This is a genomic window from Catellatospora tritici (assembly GCF_019083965.1).
In the GTDB taxonomy this organism is placed as follows: domain Bacteria; phylum Actinomycetota; class Actinomycetes; order Mycobacteriales; family Micromonosporaceae; genus Catellatospora; species Catellatospora tritici.
This window is the reverse complement of sequence record NZ_JAHRCY010000040.1, coordinates 1-23264: the sequence shown is the minus strand read 5'-3', so window position 1 is coordinate 23264 and position 23264 is coordinate 1. Positions and strand designations below refer to the sequence as shown.

General features: G+C 73.1%; 20 protein-coding genes. 12 read left to right on the top strand and 8 right to left on the bottom strand.

The annotated features are described in order from the left end of the window. The first annotated feature begins 9 nt into the window (after positions 1 to 9). The 6 genes from KUA19_RS41160 (at position 10) to KUA19_RS41135 (ending at position 7667) form a co-directional block, all read left to right on the top strand. Positions 10 to 201, top strand: coding sequence for a hypothetical protein (locus KUA19_RS41160; RefSeq protein ID WP_217405319.1), 192 nt, complete (start codon positions 10 to 12; stop codon positions 199 to 201). Between the two features lie 15 nt (positions 202 to 216). Next, the gene (locus tag KUA19_RS41155) at positions 217 to 1161 is read left to right on the top strand and encodes an inositol-3-phosphate synthase (protein ID WP_217405317.1); all 945 of its coding nucleotides are present in this window, start codon (positions 217 to 219) and stop codon (positions 1159 to 1161) included. Positions 1162 to 1319: 158 nt separating this feature from the next. Continuing rightward, complete coding sequence (locus tag KUA19_RS41150; RefSeq protein ID WP_308167938.1) at positions 1320 to 2828, top strand: ricin-type beta-trefoil lectin domain protein; 1509 nt, start codon at positions 1320 to 1322, stop codon at positions 2826 to 2828. A 145-nt stretch (positions 2829 to 2973) separates the two neighbouring features. Beyond that, a complete protein-coding gene (locus KUA19_RS41145) occupies positions 2974 to 4497 on the top strand; it encodes a hypothetical protein (protein WP_217405315.1) in 1524 nt (507 codons plus the stop codon). A gap of 284 nt (positions 4498 to 4781) precedes the next feature. Continuing rightward, the gene (locus KUA19_RS41140) at positions 4782 to 5102 is read left to right on the top strand and encodes a DUF3040 domain-containing protein (RefSeq protein ID WP_217405313.1); all 321 of its coding nucleotides are present in this window, start codon (positions 4782 to 4784) and stop codon (positions 5100 to 5102) included. Between the two features lie 105 nt (positions 5103 to 5207). Continuing rightward, entirely contained in the window at positions 5208 to 7667 is a 2460-nt protein-coding gene (locus tag KUA19_RS41135; RefSeq protein WP_217405312.1) for a DUF4132 domain-containing protein, read from the top strand. 12 nt (positions 7668 to 7679) lie between these two features. Here KUA19_RS41135 and KUA19_RS41130 read toward each other — a convergent pair whose 3' ends face one another. Continuing rightward, positions 7680 to 11345, bottom strand: a complete 3666-nt coding sequence (locus KUA19_RS41130) for a WD40 repeat domain-containing protein (protein ID WP_217405310.1) — start codon at positions 11343 to 11345, stop codon at positions 7680 to 7682. After that, entirely contained in the window at positions 11342 to 11647 is a 306-nt protein-coding gene (locus KUA19_RS41125) for a trypco2 family protein (RefSeq protein WP_217405308.1), read from the bottom strand. Before KUA19_RS41125 ends, KUA19_RS41130 begins: the two co-directional genes overlap by 4 nt. Positions 11648 to 11821: 174 nt before the next feature. Between KUA19_RS41125 and KUA19_RS41120 the strand changes: the two genes are divergently transcribed. Both KUA19_RS41120 and KUA19_RS41115 read left to right on the top strand, forming a co-directional pair. Continuing rightward, entirely contained in the window at positions 11822 to 12421 is a 600-nt protein-coding gene (locus tag KUA19_RS41120) for a hypothetical protein (protein ID WP_217405306.1), read from the top strand. Further along, positions 12422 to 12931 (top strand): nucleoside deaminase, encoded by a 510-nt coding sequence (locus tag KUA19_RS41115; protein ID WP_217405304.1) that lies wholly within the window; start codon positions 12422 to 12424, stop codon positions 12929 to 12931. It abuts the gene before it with no gap. Positions 12932 to 12989: 58 nt separating this feature from the next. On the opposite strand, the gene KUA19_RS41110 is transcribed toward KUA19_RS41115, so the two are convergent. The 4 genes from KUA19_RS41110 to KUA19_RS41095 form a co-directional block, all read right to left on the bottom strand. Beyond that, positions 12990 to 14210 carry an RNA polymerase sigma factor gene (locus KUA19_RS41110; RefSeq protein ID WP_217405302.1) on the bottom strand — a complete coding sequence of 407 codons (1221 nt, stop codon included), beginning with the start codon at positions 14208 to 14210 and terminating at the stop codon, positions 12990 to 12992. Continuing rightward, a complete protein-coding gene (locus KUA19_RS41105; RefSeq protein WP_217405300.1) occupies positions 14207 to 14539 on the bottom strand; it encodes a YciI family protein in 333 nt (110 codons plus the stop codon). The genes KUA19_RS41110 and KUA19_RS41105 overlap by 4 nt, the downstream gene beginning before the upstream one ends. A gap of 120 nt (positions 14540 to 14659) precedes the next feature. After that, positions 14660 to 15325, bottom strand: a complete 666-nt coding sequence (locus KUA19_RS41100; RefSeq protein WP_217405298.1) for a response regulator — start codon at positions 15323 to 15325, stop codon at positions 14660 to 14662. Next, the gene (locus tag KUA19_RS41095) at positions 15322 to 16617 is read right to left on the bottom strand and encodes a sensor histidine kinase (protein ID WP_217405296.1); all 1296 of its coding nucleotides are present in this window, start codon (positions 16615 to 16617) and stop codon (positions 15322 to 15324) included. The genes KUA19_RS41100 and KUA19_RS41095 overlap by 4 nt, the downstream gene beginning before the upstream one ends. Before the next feature lie 161 nt (positions 16618 to 16778). Between KUA19_RS41095 and KUA19_RS41090 the strand changes: the two genes are divergently transcribed. The 3 genes from KUA19_RS41090 (at position 16779) to KUA19_RS41080 (ending at position 21120) form a co-directional block, all read left to right on the top strand. Then, a complete protein-coding gene (locus tag KUA19_RS41090) occupies positions 16779 to 17573 on the top strand; it encodes an ABC transporter ATP-binding protein (protein ID WP_217405295.1) in 795 nt (264 codons plus the stop codon). Further along, positions 17573 to 20104 carry an ABC transporter permease gene (locus tag KUA19_RS41085; protein ID WP_217405293.1) on the top strand — a complete coding sequence of 844 codons (2532 nt, stop codon included), beginning with the start codon at positions 17573 to 17575 and terminating at the stop codon, positions 20102 to 20104. Before KUA19_RS41090 ends, KUA19_RS41085 begins: the two co-directional genes overlap by 1 nt. 230 nt (positions 20105 to 20334) lie before the next feature. Then, the gene (locus tag KUA19_RS41080; RefSeq protein ID WP_217405291.1) at positions 20335 to 21120 is read left to right on the top strand and encodes a bestrophin-like domain; all 786 of its coding nucleotides are present in this window, start codon (positions 20335 to 20337) and stop codon (positions 21118 to 21120) included. An 81-nt stretch (positions 21121 to 21201) separates the two neighbouring features. Here KUA19_RS41080 and KUA19_RS41075 read toward each other — a convergent pair whose 3' ends face one another. Next, positions 21202 to 21942 (bottom strand): class I SAM-dependent methyltransferase, encoded by a 741-nt coding sequence (locus KUA19_RS41075; RefSeq protein WP_217405289.1) that lies wholly within the window; start codon positions 21940 to 21942, stop codon positions 21202 to 21204. A 156-nt stretch (positions 21943 to 22098) separates the two neighbouring features. Between KUA19_RS41075 and KUA19_RS41070 the strand changes: the two genes are divergently transcribed. Then, entirely contained in the window at positions 22099 to 22260 is a 162-nt protein-coding gene (locus KUA19_RS41070; RefSeq protein WP_217405287.1) for a hypothetical protein, read from the top strand. Positions 22261 to 22422: 162 nt separating this feature from the next. Here the strand turns inward: KUA19_RS41070 and KUA19_RS41065 are convergent. Further along, positions 22423 to 23264, bottom strand: an 842-nt coding sequence (locus KUA19_RS41065; RefSeq protein WP_217405285.1) for an RNA-guided endonuclease InsQ/TnpB family protein, incomplete at its 5' end; no start/stop codon positions are given.

Below are 23264 nucleotides of genomic sequence, written 5' to 3'. Positions count from 1 at the left end.
GGGAACGACATGACTGGTTTCGACACTGCGGGCGAGCTGCGGCGGCGGTTGGCTGACCGCGCCGCGGTGTGGGAGTTCCTGCGCCTGTTCACCGCGGCCTGGGACGTGCCGAGCGGCCCGGCCGTCGAGGTGGAGGAGCGCCTACAGCCGCGTGCGTGGGTGCGGGCTGGGTGCTGGACGTCGGCCGCTTGGTTGTCGTGACGTACCCTCGGGTTCATGATCAAACGGGTACGGGTCGCGGTCGCGGGTGTCGGCAACAACACGTCAGCGCTGGTGCAGGGGATCGCCTTCTATCGGCACACCGGCAGCCTGGTGGGTCTGCGCAGGCCGACGATCGAGGGGCTGGGGGTCGGTGACATCGAGTTCGTGGCCGCGTTCGCCACGTCGGAGGAGAAGGTCGGCCGGGATCTGACCGAGGCGATCTTCATGGTGCCCAACAACTTTCCTCGGCTCGGCGGCGATCTGCCCAAGGCGGACGTTCCGGTGACCAGGGGTCTGGTCGATGCCACCGAGGTGGATCGGGTGGCCGCGGCGTTGGCGGGCGCGGAGGTGCTGCTGTATGCGGCACCGAGCGGTCGCCCGGAGACGGCTCGGGCTTACGCCGAGGCTGCCTGCCGAGCGGGTGTCGCCTTCATCAACACCACGTCCGACCCGGTCGCCCGTGACCCGAAGTGGATCGAGCGGTATGAGGCGGCCGGTCTGCCGCTCGTCGGCGATGACCTGGCCAGCCAGTTCGGCACCTCGGTGGTGCACGACACGCTGCTGCGGCTGCTCGCGGAGCGCGGCCTGACCCTGGTCAGTTCCTATCAGGTCAACCTGGGTGGCACCGAGGACTTCCGCAACCTGGCCGAGAACGCCAACACCAAGAAGCAGTCGAAGCTGAACGCCCTGTCCGGGGCGGGCAAGGTGGAGCTGGCTCCGCTCGGGTATCTGCCCCACCTGGGCTCGCAGAAGGTGGCACACCTGAACGTCGAGGCGCAGGGCTGGGGCGAGACGGCGGTGAGCCTGGACGTGAAGCTGAAGGTGCACGACCCGAGCGGTGCCGCAGGTGTCAACATCGATCTGATCCGCTTCGCCGCGAGCGCGCTGCGCGAGGGTCGCGGCGGCTACCTCGCCGAGGCGTCGGCACTGCTCAAGTCTCCGCCCGGCACAGCTGTCTGACCGTGCGTCGGTGTCGGTGCCGTGCGCACCGACACCGACCGGGGGCGGGTCGAACGGCATCGACCAATCCGCATCTATTGACTTCGAGTCGGCTGACTGTAAAGTCTCCCCAGAGAGCGCTCTCACGTATCGTTCCGTCCCCCGGAAAGAGGACCGACGTGAGAATCACCGCCCTGACCGGTGCGGCAGTGCTCGCCGCCGCGCTGGTCATCCCCGCCCCCGCGGCGGCCGCCCCTGTGCCCGTACCCCCGACCGCGTCGACCGCGACCACCATGCAGCAGGCGCTGCGCCGCGACCTCGCCCTGACCGAGACCCAGGCGCGCCTGCGCCAGGCCCACGAGGCCGCGGCCGCCAACACCGAGCAGCGCCTGCGCGCGAGCCTGGGCGACCGGTTCGCCGGCGCCTGGTACTCCACCGCCGACAGCCGCCTCACCGTCGGCGTGCTGACCAGCCGCGACGCCGACCTCGTCCGGGCCGCGGGCGCCGTCCCCGCCGTCGTGGCGCGCAGCGAGAAGCAGCTGACCGCCGCCAAGAACGCCCTGGACCGCGCGGCCGCCGCCCGCACCGGCGCCTACGGCTGGTACGTCGACGCCGTCACCAACAGCGTCGTGGTCTCGGCGCCCGACACCGCCACCGCCCGCGAGCTCATCACCGCGAGCAAGGTGGACCCGTCGACCGTGCGCGTGGTCACCGGCGCGCAGGCACCCCGGCCGCTGTACGACATCCGCGGCGGCGACCAGTACGTCATCAACGGCAACACCCTGTGCTCGATCGGCTTCGCGGTCAACAACGGCGGCTTCGTCACCGCCGGTCACTGCGGCGGCGCGGGCAGCCCCACCCTCGGCTACAACAACGTCAGCCAGGGCACCTTCGCCGGCTCCTCGTTCCCCGGCAACGACTACGCCTGGGTGCGCACCAACGGTAACTGGACCCCGCGCCCGTGGGTCAACAACTACGCCGGGGGCAACGTGGTGGTCGCCGGTTCCGCCGAGGCGGCGGTCGGCAGTTCCATCTGCCGCTCCGGCCGCACCACCGGCTGGCGCTGCGGCGTGATCCAGGCCAAGAACGTCACGGTCAACTACTCCGGCTCGCTGGTGTACGGCCTGACCCAGACCAACGCCTGCGCCGAGGGCGGCGACTCCGGTGGCGCCTGGATGAGCGGCAACCAGGCCCAGGGTGTGACCTCCGGCGGGTCGGGCAACTGCTCGACCGGCGGCACCACGTTCTTCCAGCCGGTCAACGAGATCCTGGGCGCCTACGGGCTGACGCTGACCACGAGCGGCGGCAGCAGCAGCCGCATCATCGGCTGGCAGAACAAGTGCATCGACGTGCCGAACTCGAACTTCGTCGACGGCCAGCGGCTGCAACTGTGGGACTGCAACGGCACCAACGCGCAGAACTGGACCTTCCCCGGCGACGGCACCATCCGGACCGTCAACAATCTGTGCATGGACGTGGCTTGGGGGTCGACCGCCAACGGCGCCGCGATCCAGATCGTCGGCTGCAGCGGCAACCCGGCCCAGCAGTTCGTCCTCAGCGGCGCCGGTGACCTGGTGAACCCGCAGGCGAACAAGTGCGTCGACGTCACCGGCTGGGGCGGCACCGGCACCCCGCTGGAACTGTGGGAGTGCACCGGTGGCGCCAACCAGAAGTGGTGGCGCGGCTGAGAACGTCCACCGTCGCGGTGCCCTGTCCCGTATGCCGTCCAGGCGTGCGGGACAGGGGACCCGAAATTGGTTGGACGTCGACCGGGCGCCCCGGCCATATTGGCGTACGCGCTGGTGAGCGCGAACGACAGCGGGAGAGGGTGTCTTGGCGGCTGACCGGACCGGCGAGCGGATTCTGGCAGAGCTTCACGCGGGGCTGCGCGAGCGGCGCGCCCCGCAGCAGGTCGCACGTGACCTGCTCGACCTGGAAGCGTACGGGTGGCTGTCGCCCACCGGCGCACGGGAACTGCATGGGGTCGCCCGCGCCGCGCGGGGCCGGGGTGCGGTCGTCGGTTCGTCCATGCCCATCACGTGGCGGCGTCACCCCGGCCTGACCCGGGCATACGAGGCGGCCGTCGCCGCGGTGCGGGTGGTGGCCGAGCCGGCGGAGGTGGCGATGCCCGACGCGGCCGACGCGGCCGATCCCGGCTCGCTGCGCCGTTGGCTCGGGGCGGCCCTCGACCTGCTCGGTCTGCCTTCGGCAGAGCCGCGTGCGGCGCGGCGCACGGTGCCGGTCGGCACCATCACCCACGAATTCGGCCCCTGGAAGTACACCCGGCGCCGTACGCCGCAGGGACGGCGTGGGGACACGGGCGGCCACGCCGACAAGCGCCAGCGGTTCGACGCCGCCACGCGACGCTCGCGCCTGCCCGGCGTGCCGGTGCGGGCCTACCGGCGGGCCGTACGGGCGGTGCTGCACCTGCAACAGCGCACGGCCGTGCTGGCCGCCGAGCGTGACCGTGAGGCCGCGATCGCGTTCGGCAAGACCCGCCTGGCCCACCTGATCACCGTGGACGACTTCACCGCCTGCCCGCGCACCGCCGCGTTCGTGGCGTACTACGTCGCCCGCCTGGGCATGCGCACCCGGTTCACCAACGGTTCGCAGACCCGGCCGATGGACAGCCTGGCGGAGGAACTGCTCAAGGCCGCGCTGGCCGCGCCGACGTGCCGCCCTGAGGTGCTGGCCATGGTGTCGACCCGGGCGGCGGTGCTGGACCGGCTCGACGACCAACAGTGCGGAGAACTGCTCGGGGTGTACTACGAGCAGTTGGCGGCCTGCGCCCGGACGCTGCGCGCCGCGTACGACCTCAACCGCGACCCGATGCACATGGTGATGCGCCGAGGCGACGACTCGTCCTCGTGGAACGCGGCCTCGCGCGCCTTCAACCAGGCCCGCACCGGCTGGCTCAACCTCACCATGGCACTTGGATACGACGATGTCGTCGAGGCGGCCTGCCCTGGCAAGGTGCCGGCGCTGGTGGCGTCCGATGTGGCGTACTGGCACACCATCAGCGGCGGCGAGCAGCACATCGACGTCCGGGTGTGGGCCGAGCTGCCGCTGCCGTGGGACGTGGTGCTGGGCGATGACGACTGCTCGGCGGACCTGGTCCGGCAGACGTGTCGTGAGAACGGCGTCGATCCGGAGCGCGACGGCTGGACCAAGCCCTACCAGCAGGACTACCTGGAGCGTCCGGCGCCCGCGCCCGATCTGGTGCACGGGGTGGAGATCGCGTCGCCGCTGCTGGCCGGGCTGCTGCGCGACATCGGTGTCTTCTCCGGGCACGCGCCGACCGGGCGGCAGCTGGCCTTGGCCGCGACGCTGTCGCGCGAGGCGGGCCAACGCGGATAAATTCGTTGCGCCGCGACCGTGCGGTCGGGCACAGTCATGGCACACGGTGTTAGCTCAAAGAGCCGGGGGAGACCCCGGCCTGGCAGAGCGGGCGGCTCACTGATCTTCCGCCCCGTTCCCGTTTCGACCACGGGACGCCGTGTGAACTTCACGATCCCCGCGCCGTCCGGTGCGGGGATCGTCGTTTGCCGGGGCGGACATCGTTTGGGCCGGCGCCGGGCGGGTAGGTCCGGGTGGGACGGTGCCGTCGGTGCCGTACGTGGGCCGGCGATGGGACGGGCGCCATGACGCTGAGCGAGTATGAGAGCAAGCGCCTGCGGGCGATCGAGGAGGCCACACTCCGCGAGGATCCGCGATTCGCGCGCAGGATGACCCGCGGCGCACGAAGTCGCCTGCCCGAGGCCGACGGCTTCGGTTCGTTGGCGCTGGCGGCGGTCGTGGCGGTATTGGTGACGGGGGCCAGCCTGCTCACCGGCCACGGTGTGCTCGCGGTGGTGGCGCTGGCCTGCTTCCTGTCGCTGATCGGTGTCCTGGTCATGCGCGCCGGGGCGCGACTGGCCGTGGCCGACGACGGCCGCGGCGGTCTTCCGCAGTCCTGGCACTGAGCAGCCTGGCTCCGCTCGTCACGTGGAAGAACGCGTGGCGTTCCGCCTGTCGCAGGCGTCCCCTATGGTCTGTCCGGCGATCACGGACGGCAGGGGAGTGGCCTCATGGACGGGCAGGCGGTCGGCACGCTGGCGATGATGGCGCTGGTCCATTTGGCGCGCAGGGCCGCGGCGGCCGGGGACCTCTCGGCCCTGCGGACCACGGCGCGGGACATGCTGCGACAACTGGACGGCGGCAGTGCCGCCCGCAGCCTGCCGAACGCCGACGAGCAGGAACTGGACCGCCTGTACGACGCGGCGTTCCCGCTCACCGACCCGACCGACCCGGCCCACGTGCTCGACGCGCCCTGGCCCACCACGGCCCGGGTGCGGGCGCTGCAAGAGTTGCTCGACCAGGAGCACCACCAGGGACGGCGCCTGGACCGGCTCGTCGAGCAGGCGCTCGCCGCCGGTGACCTGAAACTGCTGCGCGCCATCGCACTCACGCCGCTCGGCCGCATCCACAACGGCTCACTGACGCTGCTGGTGGACGCACTGCAGGCGGCGGGGGAACTGGACGATGAGGTTGTCGCGTACGGCGGCACCGACGTGTACCTGACCCAGAATGGTCGTCCCGTCGTCGCCGCGGCGACTGCCGAACGGTTCCGACCAGCCTGGGACGAACAGACGTGGCGACTCGTGTCCGCGCCGGTGATCGACGGTGCCCGGGTGATGGCCGCGCCGTCACCGCGCGGGCTGCGCTTCGTGCTGCGGGCACTGGACGGCACCGGTGACTGGCGGGTCGACCGGCACCTCGGCGCGGCCGAGCTGACGCGGGCCGAGCGTGCCGAGCTGATCGAGTCGCTGCGCGGCGCGCCGACAGAGCGGCAGGAACGGGCGTTCACGCTGCGCCTGGCGGCGGGGGACGCGCAGGCGCTGCTGCCGCTGCTGGGCATGGCGGGCGCCGAGCGCCTGCTGCGCCTGATCCAGAGCGGTCAGGCGGTCAACCGTGTGGTGCGCAACGACCGGGCGGCGATCCTCGCGGCGGCGGCCGAGGCCGGGGATGTGCGCCGGTTGCTGAAGCTGGCGCCGAACGACGTGGTCGCGGCGGCACTCGGGCTGCGCCGTGGACCGATCATGACGCGGGTGGCCAAGGACTCGCCCGTGGGCATCACCGCGTACGGGATGCTGCCGCCCGCCGACGGCGAGACGGTGCTGGACCGCTGGGTGGCGCTGCGTGAGGTGCTCCGGCGCGGCCTGACGTTTCCCGCGCCGGAGCGACGTCGCCAGCACGCCGCGGCCATCGACGTCGCGTTGGAGCACCTGGCCCAGGTCGGCGGGTACGCCGACGCCGCCGCGCTGGACGCCGCAGGCGAGGCGTATTCGCCCACGCCGGTGCCGCCGCCGCTGGCCGTCGGGCCGTACACCGCCGCGGTCGGGTTCGACGGTGCCGAACCGGCGATCGTCGCGACGAAGAACGGCCGCGTGCTGAAGTCGGTGCCCAAGGCGATACGCGCGGATGCGGGCTTCGAGGTGCTACGTGAGCAGCACGAACTGGCGCGCGGCCACACCGCGCGGCTGCGCGGCACGCTGCGGGGCCTGATCGCGGCCGGTACCCCGTTGCCGTCGGCGGAACTGGCCCGGATGCGGACGACCCTGGCCGGTTGCGGGCTCCTGCCGCGGCTGGTGTGGCAGGACGCCGATGGGCGGTTCGGGCTGCTCGACGAGGTCGATGTCGGCGGCGGGCTCACGGTGGCGCATCCGGCCACCCTGGCGGCCGCCGGAGTGCTGGGCCACTGGCAGGCCGAAGCCGCCCGGCGCCGGCTGTGCCAGCCCCTGCCGCAGCTGTTCCGGGAGTGGTACGCGCCGACGCCGGAGGAGGCCGCCGGGGAGGCGACCCGCTTCACCGGCCGGGTGATCGGCGGCGGCCCGGCGACTCGGGAACTGTCGTCGCGGGGCTGGTCGTTCTTCGACGACGCGCGGCCGTACGCGACGAAGCGGCTCGGCGGCCACACCGCCGTGCTGCACGGTGTCACGACGGGGTACTGGGCCGCGGGTGATGTCGGATTCGCCCGGCTGGAGTTCCGCCACGGTGACGCCGCCGTGCCCGCCGACCGGGTCCCGCCGGTGCTGTTCTCCGAGGCGGTGCGCGATCTGGACCGGGCCGCCTGGGCCGGGTGCCGCAGCGTCGGGGACTATTCGACGGGTCTGGCCCGTGCTCGTGGCGATCTGCTGGCCGCGGTGGTCGGCGGCGGTCGCGCGGACCGGATCACCCGGCAGGGCGACACGGTCGTGGTCCACGGAACGCGGGCGGTGTACCAGGCGCACCTGGGCACGGGCGCCTTCCGCATCGGCGACGGCAGGCAGCACATGGAGTTGCCGTACCTGCTGGGCGACACGCCGCACCCGGCGATCTTCCCGACCGTGGACCGGGGGGACCGGCTCACCACGCTCCTGCTGAGCCGGATCCTGCTGCTGGCCGAGGACGAGAAGATCACCGACTGGTGGACGCTGAACAAGATGGGCCTGGCGTCGGGCAGCCCGGATCCCTGCAGCAGGTGTGGGACAGTGCATCCCGTGCCGTGACGCCTGTTCGGTCTACCGGGCGTGCCGGGTCGACAGTCGCCACACCGCCAGGCCGAGCTCCCGCGACGCGGTGGCGACCGTGCCACCCGCGGCGGCCAGGGCGGTGATCGGGCCGGTCGCTACGTACGCGGTGTGGCCCGTCGCGGTGTCCCACACCCGTACGCCGTCCTGGCCCGAACTGACGACCAGCTCCGGCCCGGCCAGCGCGACCCCCGTCACCGTGCCGCGGTGGCCGCCGAGCACCCGGCAGGTGCCCTCGCGCAGCGACCACAGCAGCAGTTGCCCGGCCCGGTCACCGGTCACGGCGACCTCGCCGTGCGCGTCCACCGCCCACACCTGGGCACCGCCGCTCCGCAGGCGCGTCACGGCGCCGTCAACGCCGATCCGGCGCACCGTGCCGGATCCGTGGCCGGTAACCATGGTCCCGTCGCCGGTCGTGGCCAGCGCCAGGATCTCCGGCCCCACGTCGGCGCCGCCGACCCGGCGGCCACCGGTCCACCGGCTGATCTGGGTATCCGCGCAGACCAGGACCTCGCCGTCCCACGCCAGCGCCCGCACCGGGCCGCCGGGTTCGCCCAGCGTCAGTGGCGGTGTGCCCGGATCGACCGACCACCACCGCACCGTCCCGTCGTCAGCGCCGCCCGCGACGCCCGCGCCACCGGCGGCCAGCGCCCGCACCGGCAGGCCGTGGCTGCCCAACGTGCGGGCCGTGGCGTCCTGGTGGCAGACCACCCGGCCGTCGTGATGACCGGCGAAGACCAGCGTCCCGTCCGGGCTCACCGCCACGGTCGTGAGTTCGGTGTCGTCGCCGTGCGCCCGGGTGTCGGCGGCGGTCAGGTCCCACAGCCGCACCGGCCCCTCGGCGGCGCTGGACAGCACATGGCGGCCGTCCGGACTGACCGCGACGCAGCGCACCGGCGCGTCGTGGCGGCCCAGCGCCTTCGGCTGCCCGCCCGCCAACGGCCAGGCCAGCACCTGCCCGTCGCCACCGCCGCTGACCACCCACGCCCCGTCGGGGCTGACCGCGACCGTCCACACCTGGGCCTCGTGCCGGCCCAGGTCACGGAACGCACCGCCGTTCAGTGGCCACACCCGCACCACGCCGTCGTACGACCCGGCGACCGCGTGCGCCCCGTCCGGGGTCACCGCCAGGCACTCGACCCAACCGTCGTGGCCGCCGAGGAACGCACCGGTCCCCTCGGCGAGATACCAGATCCGGATCGCGCTGTCGCGACCGCCGCTGACCAGCATCCGCCCGTCCGGGGTGTACGCCAGGGCGCGGACCTGGTCGGTGTGCTCGCCGACGACCAGGTCGCGGGGCTCGGCCAGGTCCCAGACCCGGATGGTGCGGTCGCGTCCGGCGGCGGCGACCTGCTTGCCGTCGGGCGCGTACGCCACCGACCACACCTGCCCCGACGCGCCGCCGATCGGCACCGGCGGGCTGCCGTCGCGGAAGCTCAACCGGACGGTGCGGTCATTTCCGCAGGACACGATCGCGTCACCGCCCGGGGACACCGCCGCGGCGTGCACCGCCGCGGCATGCGCGCCGAGCTGTTCGAACCGTCCGTCGGCCAGGTTCCACACCAGCAGCCGCCCGTCGCCGTCGCCGGTCAGCACGGTGGCGTCGTCGAGGAACCGGACCGTCCACACCTGCCCGGCCTGCGGATCCAGGCTGCGTACCAGGGCCGGCGCGACGCCGCGAGTCACCGACCGGGCGATCAGCCCCAGGCCCTGCCGCCCGACCGCCTCGGCCCAGCCGTCCAGCTGCCCCAGCGGCAGTCCGGCCTGCACCGCGGCCAGGCACAGCTGCCCGGCCCGGTCGCCGTCACCGGCGCGCAGGCGGTGCGCCTCCAGCTCCAGCAGCCGCTGCACCGCCGCGACTCGCCGATCGGCGACCGAACGCAGCAGGGTGAGCACCGCGTCGACCCCTGTCGCGGACAGCGCGCTGTCGAGCCAGCGCGGGTCGGTGAGCAGAGCGGTCAGCCGGGCGGTCTCACCCCGCGCCAGCAGCGCCCACGGGTGGTATTCCAACAGGTGGTGGGGCGTCGCGGCGGGCCAGGCGCGGTCCTGCCAGTCGCGTGCCCACTCGTCGACGGCGTCGAGGAACGGCGCCAGCCGCTCGGGCCCGAAGACGGTGTCACGGCACTCGTCCAGCAGCGTCTGGTGGGCGAAGCGCCACGCCCCGCCGGTGCCGTCGAGCACCCGCCCGGCGCGTTCCCGCAGCGCCGTCTCAACCTCGAACGGGTCGGTGCGGTCGAGCGCCGCCAGTTCGGCCGTACGCAGTGGGCCGCCCGCGGCCGACAGCAGACCCAGCAGCCGTCGGGTGGCGCCGTCGCCGAGCAGGGCCCGCAGCTCCTGCCCGGCTCGCTGCTCGATGCGGGCGGCCGGTACAGCCTGCCCGATGGGGTGCGGGGTGACCAGCCACAGCGGATGGTCGGGGTCCAGGTCGTCGGGCAGCTCGAACGTGTGACGGCTGGTCACCAGCACCCGGGCGGCGTCCGTGCCGGTCGGCAGCAGCGCCGCCACGCTGCGTTCGCCGGCCGGGCGCAGGTCCTCGTCGAGGCCGTCGACGATCAGCAGCAGACGTCGACCGGTCCGCCGGGCCCGGTCGGCGGCGCGGTTCCACAGCTGGGTCAGCGCCGCCGGGTCGGCGGCGGCCGGGGTGGGTTCGTCCAGCAGCGCCGCCAGCTGCCCGCAGACGGCGGTGCGGAAACGTTCGCCGCTGGCGTCCAGGGCACGGCGCTGCATCAGGTACGCGACGACGTCGACGCCTTCGGGCGGTCGGGCCGCCAGGTGCGCCACCAGCGCGGTCTTGCCCGCCCACGGCGGGGCGGTCAGCCACCGGCACGTACCGGCCGTCTGGCCGGTGGCGAACCGCGTCAGCTCGGCCAGCTCCGCGGCCCGCTCCAGCAGCACGGGGGTGCGGGCGGCGACCTCGGCGACGGTGGCCAGGTAGGCGGGCCGGTCGGCGGCGCGCGGCAGCGGCACCAGCAGGTCCGGTTCGGTGCCCAGCAACGTCCACCAGGACGCGGCGTCGGCCAGCCGGTCGATGTGGTGCAGCGGGGTGAGCGTCAGGGCGCCGTCACCGGCCCGGGGCCGGTGCTCGGTCACCACCCCGACCACGACGTCGGTGCCCTCGTACGAGGTGACGACGACCGTGCCGGACACGCCGGACCACGGTGAGGCGCCGAGTGCCTCCTGCTGGGGTGGCAGCGGGCGTGGGGCGCTGGTCACGCGGAGAGTGAGCAGGTCGGCGATGCGTTGCTCGGCGGTGGGGATGACGCCGTCGAGCTGCGCGGTGTCGCGGACCGGTGGGCCGCCGTCGCGGCGGACGGTCTGGAAGTCGGGGTAGCCGATGCCGCGGCAGCCGGGGACCTGGTCCGCGCCGTCGCGGCGGACGGTGCCGTAGCCCAGCGGCGGCAGTTGGCCGACCGGTGCGGCCAGCTCCACGATGGCGAGGTCGGCGGTGGACTCGTCGCCGCGCAGCCGCACGGTCGCGGCCAGTTCGACCTTGTCGGCGCGGCGCACGGTCACGGTGCCGCCGGGCGGGACCGCGTGCGCGGCGGTCAGCACCAGCCTCGCGCCGATCAGCAGGCCGGAGGAGCAGGTCCAGCGGCGGGCCGCGGCCGGACCGGCGTCGTGGATGACCTCGACCGCACGGTCCGCGAGCCCGGTCACGCGGGCTTCTCGTCCGTCGACGAACCCACCCGGATCGGGCGCCCGTCCGGGTCGACGGGCGGGTCGAGCACGATGGTGACGGTCTGGATCGACTCGCGGGCCACCCCTGCCGAGCTGCCCAGTTCCAGCACCCAGAACCGGACTCCACCCTGGGCTTCGGCGTTGCGGGTGACGCCGACCTGGAACTGCAGCGTCACCTGCCCGACGGGGAACTGGATCGCGCTGCCGGTGGCGGCGGCCGCGGCCTGGGCCAGCTCCGCGCGCAGTGCGGACACGACGTCGACCAACCCGAGTTCGGACATGCGCAACCCCCGCGGTCGTGAGTGGATGGACCGCCGAACATCCTGCCCCACCGCCCGGACCACCCGCCAGGCAGGGCTACTGATCCGAATAGCCATTTTCATATCAGTTCGCGGTATATATTTCCTTGGTCGGCAAGCTGTGGCTTGAGTGGATTCTTGGATGCGGGGGCGGATGTGACCACGCTGGTGAAGAAGACGACCCGGGCGAGACTGGCGGGATTCGTGGCCGCCGCGATCGCGGTCCTGGCACTGCCCGCGTGCGCGAACCCCACCACCTCGGCGGTGTCGCCGAGTGTCGCCGAGCCTTCGCCTTCAAACTCGCTGCTTCCCCGTACCGCCGTGGTACCCCTACCGGACATCCAGTCGTTGTTTCCCGACCTCACGCAGGAGGCGGACATGGGTTGGAATCCCACGGCGTCGGGTGATCCGCTGGCCACGAGAAGCGTGGCTTTCACCAACAACGACGGTTCGAAGAAGGTGACGGTCTCCACGGACGCGTACGCGGACGCGGACGCAGCCGCCGCGGGCTACCAGAAAGCCGTGCAGCTGAGCCGTGACGTTCCCGGCTTCACGTCCGTGCCCGTGCCCAGCATGGGAGAGCAGGTCTTCGCCGGGAGCGTCACCCAGGGCGCCGGAACGCACGTCGGCATCGGGGTGCTCGACGGCAAGCTGGTGCTCGGGGCGACGACCGCGGGCTACGATGCGACTCCGGAGAACATCGCCAAACTCGTGGCGCTGATGCAGGCGGAGATCGCCCTGGCCAAGAGCCGCTGAGTGACCGCCCGGGACCTCGGAGGTGTCGTGCTCGGCGAGCCGGACCTGGCGCACCTGCGCCGCTGCGTGGAGCTGGCGGAGCTGGCGCTGTCGGTCGGTGACGAGCCGTTCGGGTCGTTGCTGGTGGCCGAGGACGGCACCGTCCTGTTCGAGGACCACAACCACGTCGCGTCGGGCGACCAGACCCGGCACCCGGAGTTCGAGATCGCGCGCTGGGCGGCCGCTCAGCTGCCTGCCGCGGCGCGGGCGGCGGCCACCGTCTACACCTCCGGCGAGCACTGTCCGATGTGCGCTGCCGCGCACGCCTGGGTGGGCCTGGGCCGGATCGTGTACGCCAGCTCATCGGCGCAGTTGACCGCATGGCGTGCGGAGATGGGCCTGCCGCCCGGGCCGGTTCGGCCGCTGCCCATCCAGCAGATCGCACCCGGTGTCACGGTCGACGGCCCCGCACCCGAGCTGGCCGACGCGATTCGTGCGCTACACCGCCGTCTGCACGGCCGACAGCCGTGACCGTCGGGTGCCATGGCCGCCCGCGGCCCGGCCGGACGGGGCCTGGTGCCCGCGCGGTTCACGGGCCGGCCAGCTGGTCGCGGCGGCGGATCAGGTACGCCGTCTCGGCGGTGTTGCCGGTCAGCTCGAGGGCCCGGTCGTAGGCCGCGCGCGCCTGCTCGCTGCGGCCCAGCCGACGCAGCAGGTCGGCGCGGGTGGCGTGGTAGGCGTGGTAGCCCGCCAGCGGCAGACTGTCGATCTCGGCCAGCGCGACCTGCGGGCCGTCGAGCTCGGCGACCGCGATCGCCCGGTTGAGCCGCACGATCGGTGAGGGGTCCAGCCGGACCAGTTGGTCGTACAGCGCGACGACCTGCGACCAGTCGGTGTCGCGGATGTCGCGGGCATCGGTGTGGACGGCGTTGATCGCGGCGAGGATCTGGTAGCGCCCCGGCGCCTGGCCGGTGGCCAGACGTGCGCGAACCAAAGCGTGGCCCTCGGCGATCAGCGCGCGGTCCCAGGCGCCGCGGTCCTGTTCGCCGAGGGTGACGAGTTCACCGCCGGCCGATACCCGCGCGGGCCGTCGGGCCTCCGTCAGGAGCATCAGGGCCAGGAGTCCGGCGACCTCGCCATCGGTCGGCATCAGGTCACGGACCAGCCGGGTGAGCCGGATGGCCTCGGCGGTCAGCTCGGCGCGGACCGCCTCCTCGCCGGGAGCCGAGGCCAGATAGCCCTCGTTGAAGATCAGGTAAAGGACGGCGAGCACCCCGGTGACCCGGGCGGGCAGGTCCGCACGCGACGGTACGCGATAGGGGATCCTCGCGGTCTTGATCTTCGCCTTGGCGCGGGTGATCCGCTGCGCCAAGGCGGTCTCCTGGACCAGGAACGCGTGGGCGATCTCCGGCACGGTGAGCCCGCCGACCATGCGCAGGGTCAGCGCGACCCGGGATTCCATGGCCAGGGCGGGATGGCAGCAGGTGAAGACCAGGCGCAGCCGGTCGTCGTCGATGGCGCCGACCGGTTCGGGCGTGTCGGACAGCATCAGCGCCTCCCGGTGCTTCTCGTCGCGCCTGACCTCGCGCCGGAGTCGATCGATGGCCTTGCGGTGGGCGGTGGTGGTGAGCCACGCGCCTGGATTCGGCGGGACGCCGTCGACCGGCCAGCGCTCGACGGCGGTCGCGAACGCCTCGGCGGCCATCTCCTCGGCGACGTCGAGGTCTCCGAGGCGCCTGGCCAGGGTCGCGACCACCCGGGCCCACTCCTGCCGGTGGACCCGGGCGAGCACCTCGCCGACGTCGCTCATTCGCTCAGGAACGGCCGGACCTCGACCCGGCGGTTGCAGCTCTTCGACCCCTGGGCGGCGAGCCGGAGCGCCACGTCGAGGTCGGGGGCGTCGATGATCCAGAAGCCGGCGATGTACTCCTTCGACTCCAGGTAGGGACCGTCGGTGAACACCGGCTCGCCGTGCCTGCCGTCGATGACGGTGGCCGTGCTGGGCGATCCGAGGCCGCCGGCGAAGACCCAGTGGCCGTCGGTCCGCAGCTGCTCGTTGAAGACGTCGATCGCGGCCATCTCCTCCTCGGAGCCGGTGTTGGTCGAGTCGTCGAGCACGGAAATCAGGTACTGCGCCATCGGGACCTTCTCCTGTCGTCGTTGGTCCGCTCCCTCGAGCGGCCTGTCACCACTGCTACGAACGCCGCGGCCGCGATCCGACACCCTCGGCTGAGATCTTTCGAGAAATCTCGTCCGCGTCTAACGCGGGTCGGGACCGGGATCGAGCCGGGCGTCGTGTACCAGGATGGCGGCCTGCACCCGGTTGGTCAGGCCGAGCTTGGCCAGCGCCCGGCTTACGTGTGCTTTGACCGTGGCCTCGGCCATGTCCAGCTCGCGGGCGATCTCCGCGTTGGACAGGCCGCGCGCCACCGCCCGTACCACGTCGCGTTCACGGTCGGTGAGCACGGCCAGCCGAGCGCGCGCCTGGTCGGCCACCGACGGGCCACGTTGGGCGAACGAGCTGATCAGGCGGCGGGTGACGGTCGGGGACAGCATCGCGTTGCCCGCCGCGACGGTGCGCACCGCCTCGGCGAGGTCACGCGGCGGGGTGTCCTTGAGCAGGAACCCGACCGCTCCCGCGCGCAGTGCGGCGTGCACGTACTCGTCGAGGTCGAACGTGGTCAGCATGATGACGCGGGGTGGTTCGGGCAGCTGCCCGACGGCGGCGGCCCCGGCCAGGCCGTCCGTGCCGGGCATGCGGACGTCCATCAGCACCACGTCGGGGCGGTGCCGCCGCGCGGCGTCCACGGCTTCGGCGCCGTCGCGGGCCTCGGCGACCACGGCGATGTCGCCCGCCGCCTCCAGGATCATCCGCAGGCCGGAGCGGACCAGCGCTTCGTCGTCGACCACCAGCACCCGGATCACGTCGCCTCCCGCCGTTCCGTTCCCGGCTCGGGCGGGTCGGCCGGGATGCGCGCGGACAGCACGAACCCGCCGTCCAGCCGCGGCCGCGCCTGCACGGAGCCGCCCGCCAAAGCCACCCGCTCGGCGAGCCCGACCAGCCCCAATCCGCTGTCGGGCTGGGGCGGGGCGGGGTGGGCCGGGGCGGCGTTCTCGATCGTGACCACCAGTTCGTGCGGCTCGTGGCGCAGCGTCACCGTGGTCGGCACGGACCCGGCGTGCTTGGCCACGTTGGTCAGGCCCTCCTGCACCACCCGGTAGGCGGTCCGCTGGGCCGACGGCGACACATCCCGCCGCTGCCCGTCGTCGACGCGGCGCACCGGCAGACCCGCGGCGCGGCTGGACTCCAGCAGCCGGTCCAGGTCGGCCAGCGTGGGTTGGGGCGCCAGCTCCAGTGCGGCGCCGTCGGCGCCATCGGGCGCGCGCAGCATGCCGAGCACTTCGCGCAGCTCCTGCATGGCCTCCCGGCCGGTGGTGCGGATCAGCGCCGCCTCCTCGGCGGTACGCGTGTCGACGGTGCTCACCTCCAACGCCCCGGCGTGCAGCACCATCAACGCGACCCGGTGCGCGACGACGTCGTGCATCTCGCGGGCGATGCGGCGGCGTTCCTCGGCGCGGGCGTGCTCGGCGCGCTCGTGCTGCTCACGTTCGAGCCGTTCGGCCCGTTCGCGCAGCTGGGCGAGGACCTGGCGGCGGGCCCGGACCCACAGCCCGAACAGGAACGGCAGCACCACGCACATCGAGACCCCGAACAGGCCGGTGAGGGTGGCGCCGAAGATCACGCCGCCGGTCATGCCCTGATAGAGCAGGTCGCTGTGCACGGCGCTCCAGCCGAGCGACAACCCGACCAGCGGGAATGCAACGAGGAAGTAGGGCCAGGGCCGTCCCGGGTGGAGCGGCCGGTCGGGTCGGCCCGCGCCCGCGTAGTAGGCGGCGACGAACACCGCGGCACCCATCGCCAGGGCCAGCCAGGCCGCCAGCGAGCTGACGAACAGCGGCCAGCGCCACCGCCGGACCAGGGTGGCGCTCACGCCGCAGGCCAGCACGCAGATCGCGACCAGCCAGGCGGAGTCGCTCTGGTATCTGCCGTCGAAGACGAGCGGCGCCGGGCGGTAAGGCGAGACGAACGAGAACAGCATCACGGCGCAGCCGAGCGCGGGCGGGAACAGTCGGTGCCCGACCCGGCGCAGCAGGCGCCCGGGTTGCAGCCACGACGGCAGGCCCGGCACCGCCGCCTCTGCTCTGACCCGCTCCATACCCCCGCTTCCTTCCGCGGCCGTCACCCGCTGTCGAGCCTAGGCTGGACCGCTGCCGGGCCGGGCGCTACTTCCGTCGCCGCGACCCGCTACTTAAGTAGTAGCCGGTGATCGACTCTTGCCCGACGGCGGGACGGCGGTGGGGCAGCAGCGTGTGCGCCATGACGAGTTTCGAGGCCGCGGTGAGCGCGGAGGACCTGACCAAACGGTACGGGACAGGCGATGCCCAGGTCACGGCGCTGGACGCGGTGACGGTGGCGTTCGGTCGCGGCGAACTGACCGCGATCATGGGCCCGTCCGGGTCCGGGAAGTCGACGCTGATGCACTGCCTGGCCGGGCTGGACACGCCGACCTCGGGCCGGGTGTGGCTGCACGGTGCCCGCCACGGCAGCGCCGACCGGGTCGAGTTGAGCGGCCTGCGCGACGACGCGCTGACCGCGCTGCGCCGCGACCGGATGGGCTTCGTGTTCCAGGCGTTCAACCTGCTGCCCACGCTGACCGCGTGGGAGAACATCACGCTGCCGCTGGACCTGGCCGGGCGCAAGCCTGACCTCGGGTTCGCCGACACGGTGGTGGACGCGGTCGGGCTGCGGGACCGGCTGCACCACCGTCCGTCCCAGCTGTCCGGTGGCCAGCAGCAGCGTGTCGCCTGCGCCCGCGCACTGGTCAGCCGCCCGGACGTGGTCTTCGCCGACGAGCCCACCGGTGCGCTGGACTCCCGGGCCGGTGCGGAGGTGCTGGGGTTCCTGCGTCGCAGCGTGGACGAGTTGGGTCAGACCGTGGTGATGGTCACCCACGACCCGGTCGCGGCCGGGTACGCCGACCGGGTGCTGTTCCTGGCTGACGGCGTGATCGTGGACGAGCTGCGCGAGCCCACGGCCGACCGGGTGCTGGACCGGGTCCGGGGCCTGGAGTCGGCGGCGCGGAGCCGGACGAGTGTCGGGGCTGGTGCCTGATGCTGCGGGCGATGCTGCGCGACCTGCGCGCACACCTGGGCCGGGTGGCGATGACCCTGGCCGCGATCGTGCTCGGCGTCGGGTTCGTGGTCGCCACCTGGGTGGTGTCGGACTCGGCCGCGGCGACCGTGCGCGGTGGTGGCCAGCGCTCCGACGTGTCCGCGCTGGTGGAACCGGGCCGCCCCGGGAACCCGGAGCGGCCCGGGATCACACCGGAGATCGTCGCCCGGCTGGCGGGCCTGCCCGGGGTGAGCCGGGCCGAGGGCGTGCGCAGCGGCTACGCCGCGCTCGTGGGCACCGACGGCAAGCTGGGCACGACGTACTGGCCCGGCACGGCCGGGACCGACTGGGACGGCTCGCAGCGGTTCGAACTCACCGTCGGCCGCGGTCCACAGCGGCCCGGTGAGGTCGCGCTGGAGTACCAGGCGGCGGCCGAGGCGGGCATCGCCGTCGGCGGCCGGGCCCGGGTGCTGCTGACCGAGGGCCACGACGACACCGCGACCGTGGTCGGCCTGTTCGCCTACCATCCGGCGGGCCAGGAGTTCGATCCCGCGGTCGCCTACGACACCGACACCGCCGCCCGGCTGCTGCGCTCCCAGGACGACGAACCCGACGCGGTGCCCGGCTTCGACCGGGTGGAGGTGTCCGGCGCGGACGAGAACGCCATCGTCGCCGCCGTACGCGCCGCGCTCGGCTCCGGCTACGAGGTGAAGTCCGGCAGCGAGCTGCGCGAACAGCTGTCCCGGTCCGCCGACAGCGACGCCGATGTGATTCGCAAGGCGCTGCTGACCTTCGCGGCGGTGGCGCTGATGGCCGGGGTGTTCGTCATCGCCAACACGTTCACCATGCTGGTCACCCAACGGACCCGCCAGTTCGCGCTGCTGCGGGCGGTCGGGGCGCGGCGGGCCCAGGTGCGCCGGGCGGTGCTCGCCGAGGCGGTCGTGCTGGGCGTGGTCGGCGCGACGTTCGGGGTCGCTCTCGGTGTCGGGCTGGGGCTGTTGGCGATGCGGGTGCTGCCGGTCGTCGGGACGGTCGAGTACGCCGTGTCGCCGTGGGCGATCCTGCTCGGCTACGCGGTCGGCATCCTGGTGACGGTGGTGTCGGCGTACGGGTCGGCGCGCCGGGCGGCCCGGGTGTCGCCGATGGCGGCGCTGCGCACCGACGCCGAGGTGCCGCGCCGCTCGCTGCTGCTGCGGACCGTGCTCGGCCTGGTGGCGGTGGCCGCCGGAGTCGTCATGATCGCGTCGACGAAGGCGGCGGAGCTGGACGAGCCCGCGCGCGTCCAGGCGATGGCCGGTGCGGTGCTGGCCTGGGTCGGGGTGCTGCTGATGGCGCCGGTGTTGGTCGCGGGCGTGCTGCGGCCGCTGGCGCGGCTACTGGGCGCGCGCGGCGGGCCGGTCACCCGGATCGCGCTGCGCAACGCCGTACGCGACCCGCGCCGCACCGCCGCGACCGCGTCCGCGCTGATGATCGGCCTCTCGCTGGTCTGCGCGTTCGCGACCGTCGGGCAGACCCTGACGGCCGGTCTCACCGACGAGATCCGGTCGGCGGTGCCGCAGGACGCGGTGGTGGTGCGCGCGGCGGCGTTCGGTGAACTCGACGACGCGGCCCGGTCCGCCGCTGCGGCGGTGCCGGGTGTCGACGCGCTGGCCGTGCCGGGGCTGGGCGGTGCCGAGCTGGTGCCGGAGCACGGGGAGCAGACGGAGGTGACGTTCACCGCCCTGGACCCGGCCGCGCTCGGCACGGTGCTGCGGCCGCGGCTGGTCGCGGGCGAGGCTGATCTGCGCCGGGGTGTGCTGCTCGACGAGCGGCGCGCGGCCGAGGCCGGGCTGAGGGTCGGTGACCAGGTGCGGCTGCGGTTCGGCGCCAAGGACGCGGCGGGCGGGGGCACCCGGGCCGAGGTGCGGGCCACGGTCGTGGGCCTGCACCGCAGCACCGACCTGCTGCGTGGCGTGGTGCTCGACCGGTCGCTGCTGCCGCAGGGCGTCGACTCGTACAACGACAGCATGTATGCCCTCGGCGCCGACCCGGTCGCGCTGCGGGCCGCCGTGGAGCGGGCGTACGCCGCCCGACCCGACGTGGTGGTGCTGGACCGGGAGCAGCTGCTGGACGAGCTGCTGCAGCCGTACCAGCTGGTGCTCGGCCTGGTGTATGTGCTGCTCGGCGCGGCGGTGGTGATCGCGGTGTTCGGGGTGGTGAACACGCTGGCGCTGTCGGTGCTGGAACGCACCCGCGAGCTGGGCGTGTTCCGGGCGCTGGGTGCGTCGCGGCCGCTGGTGCGGCGCACGGTCCGCCGGGAGAGCGTGGTGATCTCGCTGTACGGCGGCCTGCTCGGCATCGGCGTGGGCGTGCTGTTGGGCGGGGTGATGCAGTACGTCATCCTGGCCAACCCGGTGTTCTCGATGTCGGTGCCGTGGCCGACCGCCGGGGTGGCGCTGGCGGGCATGGCGCTGGTCGGGGTGCTGGCCGCGCTGTGGCCGGCCCGCCGGGCGGCGCGCGCCGACATCCTGGCGGCGATCGCCACCGAGTGATCCGGGGCGGTCCCGCCCAGGCGAACCAGGCCTGGGCGGGACCGCCACCAGCCCGAATCCTGATCGCAGTGAATTTCGCGGATTCGAGCCCGCGCCTGCGCGGCCGTCCTACGCTCGACTGACAACCGGAGGACGTTCGCGGATCAGTGGCGTACTGAATCGACTGTGCGCTCGCGGTGCGGAACGGATGGCGGATGACGCAGGTGGACACTTCGTGAGGTAGGGGCTCGATGCTGCTGTTCGGAGCGCCGACCTGGCTGCTCGCCCTCCTGCTGGTCGTCGCCATGGTCGGTGCGGCGATGGTCGGCCTGGCCATTGGCACCAGGCTGCGCGACAGCCAGGACGAGGTCCGTGAGTCGTTCGGCGTCCTGCAGGCCGCCCTGATCGCGTTCGTCGGCCTGATCCTGGCGTTCGGGCTGTCGCTGGCGGTCGGCCGGTACGAGTCCCGCCGTCAGGCCGTCGTCGTCGAGGCCAACGCCATCGGCACGACCTATCTGCGGGCGCAGACCCTCGACGAACCGATCCGCAGGCAGTCCCTGGCACTGCTGGTCGACTACACCGACGCCGAACTGCGCCTGTCGCTCGTAAGGCCGGGCAGCAAGGCGGCGGCCGCCGCGATCGCCGAAGCGTCGGCGCTGCAGCGCCCACTGTGGCGCCTGGCCGCCCAGGCGGTACGGGAGCAGCCGACCGCCACCGCGCCGCGGCTCTACGAAGAGACCCTGAACGACATGTTCGACGCGCAGACCGTCCGCGTGACCGGACTGGCCAACCGAGTGCCGAGCGAGGTGCTGCTCGTCGAGATCATCGGTGCCGCGATCGCGCTGGCCCTGCTCGGACTGCACGTCGGCGTGCTGGGTCGGGGCATCGTCCCGCTGCTCCTGGCCGCGATCATGGTCAGCCTGCTGCTGTTCACCATCGTCGACCTGGACCGCCCGACCCGTGGCTTCATCGAGATCCCCGACACCGCCCTGGTCTCGCTACGTGTCTCGATGAACCTGCCCCCGGCCGCGCCCTGACCGCGCGCTCCCGCATCCACCGCGACGTCCGTGGAATTCGCCTGCCACGCGGTTTCTGAGCCGGAGAAACGCGATCAGGCATCACTCGAGCGAGCTGACGAGCCGGTAGCCGACGTCGGCCGAGCCGGCCTCGTCCGGTCGGCCGTGGCGCTGCTGCCAGAGTCCGCTGTCCAGGTCGGCGCGCAGGCGCCGCATCGCCTCGGCGACCCGGGTCGGGTCGAGCTTGGCCAGCGAGGAGATCGAGGCGCGCACCGTCGGGTCGAGATAGGCGGATGGCCGGTTCCAGTACGCGGCCAGGAAGCCGTCACTGCAGTCGTGCGGCACCGGCACCTCCGTCACCTGCGCCGGGCCGAGCTGTCGGCTGATGAAGTCACAGGCGGGCAGGTCCGCTTCGGCCTCGGCGATCTCCGGCAGGTACTCGGCGACCAGCCAGAAGCGGGACACCACCGTGTGATCCCAGGTGAGCACCACCTGGCGGCGTGAGACACGGCGTAGTTCGGCCAGCCCGCGGGCGGGATCGGTCCAGTGATGCACCGTGAGGATGGCCAGCCCGACGTCGAAACTCCGGTCGGGCAGGGGCAGCCGCTCGGCCACCGCCCGCACCACCGGCGCGCTGCCCGGCGACCGCTGCGCGATCATCACCGGGGACGGCTCCACCGCGAGCACCATGCGGTCGGTCGGCTCGTACGAGCCGGTGCCCGCGCCGACGTTGACCACGGAACGGGCGTCCCCCAGCGCTTCCTCAATGATCGTGGCCAGGCGCGGATCCGGTCGGCGGCGTTCGGAGTAGCCGGGACCCAACGTCCGGTAGGGATCGGTCATGCCTTCTGTTTACCGCGCCTCGGTAGGAGCGCGGCATACACCGGAGGGTGTCCTCCGTACGTAGGCCTGCTATTGCGACGTGTCCGATATAGGCATTCAAATAGTCCTTAATCGGCCACTCCTCCCCCCGGCCGCGCACGAAAGCGGGTACCACCCATGGACGCCATCGCCGACCTGCTGACCAGCATCCACGACCTCTTGGCGAGCCTCATCGCCATCCTGACCAGCGGCGCACCCGGTCTCCCCGTCGACCCCAGCCTGCCGCCGCTTCCCGAACTGCCCATCCCCGGCATCCCGCCGCTGCCGCCGATCCCGTGAGGCGCCTCGACAACGCATGGATCACCAGGCATGACATATCGCCGGCTGGTCCGCCCACCCGCAGGTGTTCCGGCGGACCAGCGCGTTCTTGACAGGCTCGACAGGGATCGAACCCGCACTCGCCGCTTCCGATTCGGTTTGGCCGTTGCAATTGAGTGCGCTTTAGTGCGCACTCGTGTTGCAGTCGGCCGTTGCCGGCCGACGGTCCCCGTCTGACCCACCGAGGTGGTGCGGGGTGGTCGTTTCACAGCCACCTGCCACCACGGGGGTGGTCTCACGGTCGGCTCCACGGCCGTTTAGCGTCTGCCGGCCACTCCGGGCGACGTACTGCTGCAGGTTGAGTGCGGCGTTGTGATCGCGGTCAAGGCTCAGACCGCAGTGCTGGCAGGTGTAGGTCCGTACCCGCAGCGGCAGTTTGGGTCTCACGGCGCCGCAGGACGAACAGGTCTTCGAGGACGCGAACCAGCGGTCGGCGACGACCACCCGCCCACCGTGCCAGGCGGTCTTGTACTCCAATTGCCGCCGCAGGGTGGCCCAGCCCGCGTCGGCGATGTGCCGGGCCAGGCGCCGGTTGGCCATCATGGCCTTGATGTTGAGGTCCTCGACCACCACCATGCCGTAGGTTGCGGCGAGGGTGGCGGTGAGTTTGTGCAGGCCGTCGGCGCGCAGGTGCGCGACCCGGGCGTGCGCTTTAGCCAGTCGGGTCCTGGCCTGTCGCCAGCGCCGGGAAGGCTGCTGTCCGGTGCGCCGGTCGGGTCCCTGCCGTCGGGACAGGGTCCGGGCGGCGCCGCGCAGCCGTGCGGCTGCGGCGGCCAGGTGGCGCGGGTTGGGCACGACCTGCCCGGTCGACAGCACCGCCAGGTTGGCGACCCCGACGTCGACACCGACGGTCCGCCCCGGATGGGCGGGGGTACGGATGGTGCGGGTGACCTCCACCGTGAACGACACATGCCAACGCCCGCCGGTACGCCGCACGGTGGCCGACAGGATCCGGGCCGTACCCG